Source organism: Actinophytocola sp., assembly GCF_035634895.1.
In the GTDB taxonomy this organism is placed as follows: Bacteria; Actinomycetota; Actinomycetes; order Mycobacteriales; family Pseudonocardiaceae; genus Actinophytocola.
This window is the reverse complement of record NZ_DASQCC010000119.1, coordinates 91,600-98,728: the sequence shown is the minus strand read 5'-3', so window position 1 is coordinate 98,728 and position 7,129 is coordinate 91,600. Positions and strand designations below refer to the sequence as shown.

Sequence of the window (7,129 nt, the reverse complement as noted above, 5' to 3'; positions counted from 1 at the left end):
GGCCGGACACCTGGACGTGCAGGTCCTGGCCCCGCACTGGGGCTCACTCCGGCCGAACGAGCGGGAGCCGGTCGAGCTGCACCGGCCCCTGGAGTACGTGGTCGACACGGTGCACACCAGCGGCCGCGAGTTCCTGGCCTGGTGCCCGACGGTGAAGTTCGCCCAACAGCTACTGGACGCCGGCGTGGACGCCCTGTGCGTCAACAACGTCCCGAACGTCCTGGCCCAACTACGCGGCGAACTCGTCACGGCGGTGATGTGATTTTTCTTGATCAACGCGAACGCAGGTTGCTGATGTCCCATGATCGTTGGAGAGCCGTGCCCGTGGTGGAATCTCGCCCAGCTCGGCACCTACCTGGGCTACCCAATCGTCGACTTCCCGCACGCGACACACGCGTTCCTGATCGAGCGTTACACCACTCATCACAGCAGCGGCAAACACAGCGCCTACGCGACCCTCGGGATCACCAGCCTGCCCACCGAACACGCCCATCCCACCCAGATCGCCACCTGTGCCCGGCCACCACTGGCACATCAAGAACCGACTGCACTGGGTCCGCGACGTCACCTACACCGAAGACCACTCCCACGTGCGCACCGGCAACGCACCCCGCGTCATGGCCATCTTCCGCAACCTCGCCATCAGCACCCTGCGCCACCACGGCTGGAACAACACCGCCCAAGGACTACGCCACATGGCACGCAACCCCACCTAACAAGACAAACGACTTCGCGGACCCCCTGCCCCAACCCAGGGGGCCGGCCCCGGTCCCATTTTAGCGGCAAGGACCGACAAAACCGCTGTTCAGCGGGGGTGTGGATAACTTTCACCCGGTGGGGCGCGGGGAGATACCGTGTTGGACGGGACGCTAGCGGCGGGTTGCCGCGGCCAGTGGGCGAGATGGTCCGGATGCTCGGCTGATCGTCTGCCGTCGACCGCGAACGAACGACGCGCCGAACCCGCCAGCGCGGGCCGCCTCGCCGGCTCATGACTCGGCCGGCCGGCGAGTTCCGGAGAGGAAAGAGCGGGGGCGGCCGGATCGCGGCCGCCCCCGACACCTCCCCTCAGAAACCCGCGGTGATGCGCGTGAAGTCCCAGTCGTTCTGGGAGATCCCGCTGCAGTCGCTCACCACGCCGCCACCGGGGCAGCCCCGGTCACGGTTGACGGACCAGAACGCGAGCCGGGCGAGCCCGTGGGACTTCGCCCAGTCGCGGATCGAGGTCCAGGTGCCCGTCGACGTCTGCTCCTGCTGGTCGGACAGGCCGTTCATGCCGGAGATGCCTATGTGCTGGTAAGCCTGGGCGTCACTCCAGCCGAACGAGGACTTCAACTTGTTCTTCAGACCCTCGGCCGCGTTGATCGTGTCGGTGCCGATGTTCCCGCTGCCGAAGTCGAACGGCATGATCGTGAACACGTCGATGTTCGCGCCGACCGCCGCGGCGTGCTCGATCAGGAGGTTGCCGTAGTAGTTCGGGCCGGTGGTCGTCGTGCCGAACGTGACGATCGTCTGGATGCCCGGGTTGTTCTGCTTGACGATCTTCAGCGCGTCGACGATCCGGTTCCGGACGGTGTCGTTCTCGAACTCGTCGGAGTTCTCGATGTCGATGTCGATCGCCTTGAGGCCGTAGGCGTTGATCACCTGCTGGTAGGCCCCGGCCAGTGCGGCGGGTGTCGAGCAGTTCGGCCCGAGCTTGTTGCCCTGCCAGCCGCCGAAGGACGGCACCACGTCACCGCCCGCCGAGCGGATCGCGTTGATCGCCTGCTGGTCCACGCCGCCGGTCAGCGGGCGGGCCGAGTCCCACGCCGGCGAGCAGCCGCCGCCGGAGAGCACGAACGCCATGGTGAACCACTTGACGCCCGTCGCGGACATGACCGTCGCCGGTGCCGGTGGGTTACCCCAGCCCATGTACAGGTACGGCGCGCCCTTGCCGCCGGTCGGGTTGGTGCAGCCGGTGGTCGTCGCGCTGACCGAGCCGCTCTTGCCGGACTCGCCCACGCTGTTGTACGCGGCGACCGTGTAGGAGTGCGCGGAGCAGGTGGACAGGCCGCTGATGGTGGCCGACGTGCCGGTCACGGTGGCCCGGACCGTCGTGCCCTCGTAGACCCGGTACCCGGTGACGGTGCCGGTGGACCCGCCCCAGGACAACGAGATCGAGGAGTTCGTGGTCCCGGTGACACTCGGCGTGCCCGGGGTCGACGGGGCGCCGGGGTTGCCGCCGCCGCCGTCACAGCCGTCGCCGTTGAACCGGCAGTTCTGGATGCCGGGGAAGTTGCCAGGGCTGCCGTTGAACCCGAACGTCGTGCTGGTGCCCGCGGCGAGGGTGGGGGCCCACGACGGGTTGCGGAACGTGTGGTGCTGCCCGCTGACCGTGTGCTGGGCGTCCCAGACGCTCGGGATCGAGTACCCGCTGGGCAGGTCGAACTCGATCGTCCAGCCGTTGATCGCGGCACTTGAGGCGTTGGTGACGGTGACCTTGCCCTCGAAGCCGGTGCCCCAGTCGGACACCTTGGTGAACGTGGCGGTCAGCCCGGCGGCGGCGTCAGCCGGGCCCGCCGTGACGAAACCGAGCAAAAGGGCGGCCGAAGCCAACCCGGTGAGCCATCTTCGCATCGCGGACTCCATCGTGCAGGGGACGAAGAACAGCCGTGGATCTCCCTGACCGTCAGTGTGGTCTAGACCAGCCCAAAACGGCAAGGTCTGGACCAATACAGACCCCAGATCCCCGCGAGTCCCGCGTTCGCCCATAGCGAGTCCCGCGTTCGCCCATACCGAGTCGCGGATTCGTGCATACCTCGCGAGCCGGGATGTGCACGAAACCGCAACTCGGTATGTCTGGGTGCGGGACTCGCTGTGTTTGGGCGCGGGACTCGCGGGTCAGGCGGACGCCAGGGCTGATCGGATCGACGATGCCGGGTCGTCTCGGTGGTAGATCCGTTCGGACTCCTCGATGCCGTCCAGGAACTCCTGGTATCGGACCGCGTAGTAGAGGTGTGCCAGTGGTTCGGCGATGGCCAGGGCGCGGGCCGGGTCGCTGCCCGGCCGTGCCGTTCGCCATGCCTCGACCCACACGGCGCGCACCGCGGGCTTTCGGTCCGGGGCGGTGAAGTCGGTGAGCCGTAGCCCGTCGAGCGCCGGGCTGCCGAAGTGGGCGTCGGCGAAGTCCAGGACCACGGGCGGGCCGCCGCGGTCGCTGCGCCAGTTGCCGGAGTGGAAGTCACCGTGCACGAGGGTGCTGGGCAGGCCGCAGTCCGCCAGCTCCCGCCACCTCGGCAGCAACGCCAGCGCGCCCGCCACTTCCGCACGCGTGAGCCCGAGGTCCCGGTCGAGCAGCGCACGGACGTCGTCCGCCGGCTCGGACCGGTCCAGCAGCCCCGGCACGGGTGCGTCGAGCACGGACTGCACGCGGACGAACCTGCGGACGCCGCTCGCCAGCACGTCCGCCGGCGCGTGCCAGCAGTCCTCGCCCGGCAGGTCCGCCAGCAGCACCCGGCCGGGCGCGGACGCGACGACCGTGGGCACCAGCGTCGGGTCCACGGCCCCGATCGCCGCCACGACCCGCGCCTCGTCGGCCGCGAACGGCGGCAGCGCCTTCAACCACACGGGGCCGTCGGCGGTGGGCAGCCGGAACAGGCCGGCCAGGTTCCACGTCTTGCGCTGCTCGATCGGGCCGGTGAGCGGCACGCCGACGGCGTCACGGGCCCAGTCGAACAGGCCGCGCAGCCCGGCGGCGGTGGCCCAGCGTGCCCGCAGCGGGTCGTCCCCGGCGAACAGTGCCGCGGCCGGCAGCGACGCGGTCGTGCCGAACGCCTCGACGTGGTAGGTGACGTGCCCGTCCCGCATTCCGTCGCCGCCGTCGACCCCCAGAAGGCGCAGCACGTACGCCGGCACGCCGAGCACCTCGCGCAGCCGGGCGACCACCTGCTCCACCTCGGCCCACCACGGCACCTCGACCGCGAACGGCCCGACGGTGCCAACACATCTGTCGCCGGACGTCACCACGGCACTCACGCGTCTCCCCACGTGAGCAGTGTCTTAATCGAGGGGCGGCGGGCGCGACCGAGTTTTAGGTTGGGGTGTGCATGTCGAAACCGTGTGTGTCAGCGCCGGCCGGAACGACCGGCCCGGCGAGCCGCTGAACGTCCCGCCCGTGTTCGCGTCCAGCTTCCGCACCGGCGGCGAGTACGACTACGCCCGCAACGAGGGCACCCCCACCTGGGCGGCGCTGGAGGACGCGGTCGGGAGGCTGGAAGGCGGGACGGCCACCGCGTACGCCTCGGGCATGGGTGCCGTGGCGGCCGTCGTGGACCTGCTGCCGCCGGGCTCGCGCGTGGTCGTGCCGGTCGACTCCTACACCGCCGTCCGGCACCTGGTCGCCGCCCGCGGGCACACCGTCGACCTGCGGGACATCACGGACACCGCCGCGACGCTCGCGGCCGCGGACGGCGCCGCGCTGCTGTGGCTGGAGTCGCCGACGAACCCGCTCATGGACGTGGCAGACCTGCCGGCCCTGTGCGCGGCGAACACGCTGGTGGCGGTGGACAACACGTTCGCGACGCCGCTGCTCCAGCAACCGCTCGCCCTGGGTGCGGACGTCGTCATGCACAGCGGGTCCAAGTACCTCGGCGGGCACGCCGACCTGCTCATCGGCCTGACGGTGACGGCCGATCCGGACCTCGCCGCGCGCCAGCGCCGCCACCGGGTCCTGGCCGGCGCCACACCCGGCGGCATGGAGGCGTTCCTGGCCACCCGCGGCCTGCGGACGCTGGCGCTGCGGGTACGGCAGGCACAGGCGTCGGCAGGGGAGCTGGCGGTGCGGCTGGCGCGGCATCCTGCCGTGACCCGCGTCCGCTATCCCGGCCTGCCGAGCGACCCCGGCCACACCCGCGCGGCGAAGCAGATGACCGGTTTCGGCGCGATGATGTCGTTCGAGGTGGCGGGCGGCGCGGCGGCGGCGGACGCGGTGTGCGCGGCGCTGCGCGTGGTCAACGCCGCCACCAGCCTCGGTGGCGTGGAGTCGACGATCGAGCGCCGGGCCAGGTTGGCCGGGCAGGAGCACGTGCCGCCGTCGCTGCTGCGGTTGTCGGTGGGGTGCGAGCACGTCGAGGACCTGTGGGCGGATCTCGACGCCGCGCTTTCCGGTTGACGGTCGGGAGATCACGGCCACCGGCGCGCGATCAGCACTCGCCCGCCAGGGCGCCGTCCATCTCCGCCAGGGCTTCGAGCCCCAGCTCGACGAAGGCGCGGAGCGCCTCCCGCTGCAGGACGAACTCGAAGGCGTCGGACGGGAGGCGTCCACAGATCACCTGAACCTGGTCCGGTGTGTCGACGCAGAACGCGACCGGACATCCCTCCTTGACGATGACGTACGAGTTGACGATGAGGTCCGCGCCGAGCATGGTGCCGCGCCTTTCATTCGATGGGGTGAACTTCGTGCCGGCCGGCCGGGCGGTGTGGGTTCGCCGGGTCGGAACGGACGAGCCGTCGCTGGTCAGGGCCATAGATACCACTGGGAGACAAGGACAATGACGTTGGTACCCAGGGCGACCGGATTCAGCTGTGCGGCGGTCGACGGCGACGAGATCCTCGGGGCGCGGCTCTACCCGCCCGGCTCGGCGACCGTCCGCCTGCCACCGGACTGGGCGTGGCGCGGGAGATCATGGCCCACTGCGCGGAAAACGCCGGCGGCGCGCCCACGCTTGCCTTGCACACCTTGGACTTCATGCGCGCGGCGATCCGGCTGTACGAGTGGGCTGGGTTACGAACGCGCGCCGGAGTACGACCTCCCGGCCGGGCTGGGCGCCTTCACGGCCATCGCCTACCGGTTACCGCTCCGGTAACTGTGGAATCTGGTCCAGACCTTGACGGAACCACGCCGGATACCTCACGGTTGTCCGTGAGAGCGCTCTCACCTCTCAACCCTGCTGAGAAACGAGAGCAAACATGAAGAGAATACGTATGCTCGCCGCCGTCGGGGCGTGTGCGCTCGCGTTGAGCGGTGCCTTCGCCGGCACGCCGGCGGCCGGTACCCCCGCGCCCACCGTCTCCAGTGACCCGTTCGTCGCCGCCATGCAGCGGGACCTCGGGCTGACCGAGGCACAGGCCCAGACCCGGCTGCGTCAGGAAGCCGTGGCCATGGACCTCGATCCGGCCGCCCGTGCGGCGGCCGGCGCGGCCTACGGCGGCTCCTGGTTCGACGCCGCTCGCGGCACGCTGGTCATCGGGCTGTCCAACCTGGACAGTACCGGCGCGACGGCGAAGGCCGTGCGTGCCACCGGCGCCGAGGTCGTCCGCGTGCCGCGTCCACTGGCCGAACTGGACGCGGTCAAGGCCAGGCTCGACAGCGTCCGGGCCCCGGCCGACGTCGCGAGCTGGCGGGTCGACCCCAGGTCGGGCAGTGTGGTCGTCACGGTCCGGCGTGGCGGTGACGCGGCGGGGTTCCTTGCCGCGGCGAGGAAGCTCGGGCCGGTGACGGTCGAGGTGACCGACCGGATGCCGACGACGTTCGCGGCCGGCACGGTCGGCGGCGACCCGTACATCATCAACGGCAGCGTGCGCTGCTCGATCGGGTTCTCGGTGCAGGGCGGGTTCGTGAGCGCCGGGCACTGTGGCGGCGCCGGCGCGTCGGTGAACGGCTGGGACGGGTCGTGGATGGGCAACTTCGCCGCGTCCTCGTTCCCTGGCAACGACTTCTCGTTCATCCGCATCGGCGGCGGCTGGTGGACCGTGCCGGTCGTGCTCGGCTGGGGCACCGTGCCGGACCGGCTGGTGCGTGGCTCGGCGGTCGCGCCGATCGGGTCGTCGATCTGCCGGTCCGGCTCCACGACGCACTGGCACTGCGGCACCGTCCTCGGCATGAACGAGACGGTGAACTACCAGCAGGGCGCGGTGTTCCAGATGACGCACACGAACGTGTGCGCCGAGCCGGGTGACTCCGGCGGCTCGTACATCACCGGCGAGCAGGCCCAGGGCATGACCTCCGGCGGCTGGGGCAACTGCTCCTCCGGCGGCGAGACCTGGTTCCAGCCGGTGAACGAGGTCCTCGGCGCGTACGGGCTCTCGCTCGTCGTCGCCTGAGAGAGTCGCCTGAGAGAGTCGCCTGAGAATCTGTGGGCGCCCGGCGCGGCCG

Annotated in this window: 7 protein-coding genes; 4 read left to right on the top strand and 3 right to left on the bottom strand. The window is 70.7% G+C overall.

Features of this window, described 5'->3' with window-relative positions; all coding sequences use genetic code 11:
- Nucleotides 1-262: hypothetical protein (locus VET29_RS17175; protein ID WP_324921341.1), on the top strand; the 262-nt coding region annotated here is incomplete at its 5' end.
- A gap of 250 nt (nucleotides 263-512) precedes the next feature.
- Nucleotides 513-716 carry a hypothetical protein gene (locus tag VET29_RS17170; RefSeq protein ID WP_324921343.1) on the top strand — a complete coding sequence of 68 codons (204 nt, stop codon included), beginning with the start codon at nucleotides 513-515 and terminating at the stop codon, nucleotides 714-716.
- Nucleotides 717-1,065: 349 nt separating this feature from the next.
- On the opposite strand, the gene VET29_RS17165 is transcribed toward VET29_RS17170, so the two are convergent.
- On the bottom strand, nucleotides 1,066-2,613 hold the full coding sequence (locus VET29_RS17165; protein WP_324921339.1) for a cellulose binding domain-containing protein: 1,548 nt from the start codon (nucleotides 2,611-2,613) through the stop codon (nucleotides 1,066-1,068).
- 264 nt (nucleotides 2,614-2,877) lie between these two features.
- A complete protein-coding gene (locus VET29_RS17160; protein ID WP_324921337.1) occupies nucleotides 2,878-4,011 on the bottom strand; it encodes a phosphotransferase family protein in 1,134 nt (377 codons plus the stop codon).
- Nucleotides 4,012-4,078: 67 nt separating this feature from the next.
- On the opposite strand from VET29_RS17160, the gene VET29_RS17155 reads away from it, so the two are divergent.
- On the top strand, nucleotides 4,079-5,146 hold the full coding sequence (locus VET29_RS17155) for a PLP-dependent aspartate aminotransferase family protein (protein WP_324921335.1): 1,068 nt from the start codon (nucleotides 4,079-4,081) through the stop codon (nucleotides 5,144-5,146).
- A 31-nt stretch (nucleotides 5,147-5,177) separates the two neighbouring features.
- On the opposite strand, the gene VET29_RS17150 is transcribed toward VET29_RS17155, so the two are convergent.
- The gene (locus tag VET29_RS17150) at nucleotides 5,178-5,501 is read right to left on the bottom strand and encodes a hypothetical protein (protein ID WP_324921333.1); all 324 of its coding nucleotides are present in this window, start codon (nucleotides 5,499-5,501) and stop codon (nucleotides 5,178-5,180) included.
- Nucleotides 5,502-5,943: 442 nt separating this feature from the next.
- Between VET29_RS17150 and VET29_RS17145 the strand changes: the two genes are divergently transcribed.
- Nucleotides 5,944-7,077, top strand: coding sequence for a S1 family peptidase (locus VET29_RS17145; RefSeq protein WP_324921331.1), 1,134 nt, complete (start codon nucleotides 5,944-5,946; stop codon nucleotides 7,075-7,077).
- Nucleotides 7,078-7,129 lie beyond the last annotated feature (52 nt).

Bases quoted from the DNA above. Each gene is read 5' to 3' on its own strand.
- VET29_RS17165 (WP_324921339.1), bottom strand. From the start codon at position 2,613: ATGCGAAGATGGCTCACCGGGTTGGCTTCGGCCGCCCTTTTGCTCGGT.
- VET29_RS17150 (WP_324921333.1), bottom strand. From the start codon at position 5,501: ATGGCCCTGACCAGCGACGGCTCGTCCGTTCCGACCCGGCGAACCCAC.
- VET29_RS17145 (WP_324921331.1), top strand. From the start codon at position 5,944: ATGAAGAGAATACGTATGCTCGCCGCCGTCGGGGCGTGTGCGCTCGCG.